2 protein-coding genes are annotated in these 2745 nt (G+C 62.5%); both read left to right on the top strand.

The window, feature by feature from the left end:
- Positions 1 to 343 precede the first annotated feature (343 nt).
- On the top strand, positions 344 to 1867 hold the full coding sequence (istA, locus tag P3T23_RS47430) for an IS21 family transposase (protein ID WP_429322911.1): 1524 nt from the start codon (positions 344 to 346) through the stop codon (positions 1865 to 1867).
- A gap of 5 nt (positions 1868 to 1872) precedes the next feature.
- Positions 1873 to 2661, top strand: coding sequence for an IS21-like element helper ATPase IstB (istB, locus tag P3T23_RS47425; protein ID WP_429322910.1), 789 nt, complete (start codon positions 1873 to 1875; stop codon positions 2659 to 2661).
- Positions 2662 to 2745 lie beyond the last annotated feature (84 nt).

Below are 2745 nucleotides of genomic sequence, written 5' to 3'. Positions count from 1 at the left end.
TGTCACGGATCGGCGTAATGAGGCCATTCCGGGATCGGCGTAATCGAGCCACCAGATGATCGCCGTAATCGAGCCAGTGCAGGATCGGCATATTGGAGCCACTCGATGACCGGCGTAATCGAGCCACCAGATGATCGCCGTAATCGAGCCAGTGCAGGATCGGCATATTGGAGCCACTCGATGACCGGCGTATAGGAGCCACCTCAGGATCGGCGTAATCGGGCCACTTGACCGGCTCGTTGTTATGTCGGGCTGCAGCCCGAAACGCATTTCGAATTTCCGCAACCACCCGGTACCTTCGGATTCTTTGCCCGGAGGGCCGATGAGTAGAAGGAGGTTCGAAGTGTTTGAGTATCGACAGGTCCTGGCGCGCATGCGTCAGGGCGATTCCGACCGCGACATTGCCGGCGCGCGCCTGATGGGGCGCAGCAAGCTGAAGACTGTACGGCAGGTCGCGCTTAACCAGGGCTGGCTCGATCCCGGGCGCCCTTTGCCAGACGACGCCGAACTCGCTGGCATCTTCGGCCGCAATCCGAAGCTGCCTCGCAGTTGCGTCTCCACGCTTGAGCCGTTTCGCGATCTGTTGCGGAGCTGGTTCGATGCCGATGTACAAGGCACGACGATCTTCAGCGCGCTGCAACGCAACCACGGTTACACCGGCAGCTACTCGGCGGTACGCCGCTTCCTGCTGCACCTGAAGGCTGAGCGAGGCATCACCGCGACGACGATCCTTGAGTGGGCGCCAGCTGACGCCGTGCAGGTGGACTTCGGCGCCGGGCCGGTGCTCACACACGAGTCCGGCATTCCGCTCAAGACGTGGTTCTTCGTCATGACCCTGTGCTGGTCGCGGCATCAGTACGCCGAGATTGTGCTCGACCAGACTGTCGAGACATGGCTGGCCGGCCATCGGCGTGCGTTCGAATGGTTCGGTGGCTGCCCAGGTCGCGTCATTATCGACAACGCGAAGTGCGCGATCACGAAGGCCTGTATGTACGATCCCGAGGTACAGCGCTCGTATGCTTCGGCCGCCGAAGCGTACAGTTTCCGGATTGACGCATGTCCGCCACGGGATCCGCAGAAAAAAGGAATCGTTGAATCGGGCGTCAAATACGTCAAACGATCCTTCGTGCCGCTGCGCGAGTTCCGCGATCTGGCCGATGCCAACCGGCAGTTGCGTGACTGGGTAATGCAGCAGGCCGGTGTACGCGATCACGGCACAACACGTGAACAGCCGCTGGCGCGCTTCGCCATCGAGAAGCCCCTGCTCACGGCACTGCCCGATGTGCCGCCGGTGCTCGCCGTGTGGAGCGAGGTCAAGGTGCATACGGATGGGCACGTCGTCTACAAGAAGGTGCTGTACTCCGTGCCGTTCACGCTGGTCGGCAAGCAATTGTGGCTGAAGGCGACCGACACGGTGGTGCAAGTGTTCCACCGGCATGAGCTCGTCGCGACACACGCTCGCAAGCGCAAGCCCGGCGATCGCTCGACAGTACGGGACCACCAGCCACCTGAAGCGCAGGCCTGGCTCGAGCACGACCCCCAGTGGTGTCTGGCCCGGGCCAACGAGATCGGGCCGGCCTGCCACGCGGTGATTCTCGCGCTGTTCAACAACACGGTGCTCGTGAACCTGCGCGGCGCGCAGGGCATCGTGCGTATGCGCGAGAAGTACGGCGATGCACGACTGAACGCCGCCTGCGAACGCGCGCTCACGTTCTCCAGCCCGAAGTACCGCACCATCAAGACCATTCTCGACAAGGGGCTGGACAGCCAGCCTGCGGCGGCCCTGGCGCAAACGCCGGCGCCCGCCGACACCTATCTGAACGGCGGCCGCTTCGGCCGCGATCTCCAATCTATCCTGCTGCATTGAACACCATGAATCCGAGTCCAGAACTGAATTCCATCCTCAAGCAACTGCGCCTGTCGGGCATCCTCGACTCGCTCGAGCAGCGCAACCGCCAGGCCATCGACGGGCAGCTCGCCTACACCGAGTTCCTCGCCATGCTGCTGCATGACGAGGTCGCGCGGCGCGACCAGAAGAAGCTCGGCGCGCGGCTCGCCCGCGCCGGTTTCGCGCTGGGCAAGACGCTCGAGAGCTTCAACTTCGACCTGCTGCCCAAGCTCAATCGAGCGCACATTCACGATCTGGCCACGGGCCGCTACATCGACGAGAAGGTCTGCATTCTGATGGTCGGCCAAACGGGCGTCGGCAAGTCGCACCTGGCTCAGGCCCTGGGCCACTGCGCTGCCCGCCAGGGGCGCGACGTGTTGTTCATCACGCAGACTGACCTGCTCAAGAAGCTGCACGCGGCGCGCGCCACAGGCCTTTACGAGCGCAAGTTCCAGCAGTTCGTGCGCTCGCCCCTGCTGATCATTGACGACTTCGCGCTCAAACCCCTGCATCCGCCCCACGACGAAGACTTCCACGATCTGATCGCTGCCAGGTATGAGAAGGCCGCGACGGTCTTGACTTCAAATCTCGACTTCAGCGAATGGGGCGACGCGTTCCCCGATAACCGCATTCTTGGCGCCGCCACGCTTGACCGGCTACGCCACGGCGCCTATCGGGTAGTGATCGAGGGCGAGAGCTTCCGCAAGCCCAAACCAATGCCTGAAAATAGCGAAAACGCCGTTGCAAAATCCGGCAAAAAACCGCATTCTTGAGTCCCTTCGAAATCGCGTTTCGGGGCCACTTCTGGTGGCCTCATTATGCCGATCATCCCCGGCTCGATTACGCCGATCCGTGAC

This window comes from Paraburkholderia sp. GAS448 (assembly GCF_050435685.1).
Taxonomy (GTDB): Bacteria; Pseudomonadota; Gammaproteobacteria; order Burkholderiales; family Burkholderiaceae; genus Paraburkholderia.
This window is presented reverse-complemented; position numbering and strand designations above follow the sequence as displayed.

What these genes read in the sequence shown, in the direction of transcription:
- istB (WP_429322910.1), top strand. Translation starts at nt 1,873, where the DNA reads ATGAATCCGAGTCCAGAACTGAATTCCATCCTCAAGCAACTGCGCCTG.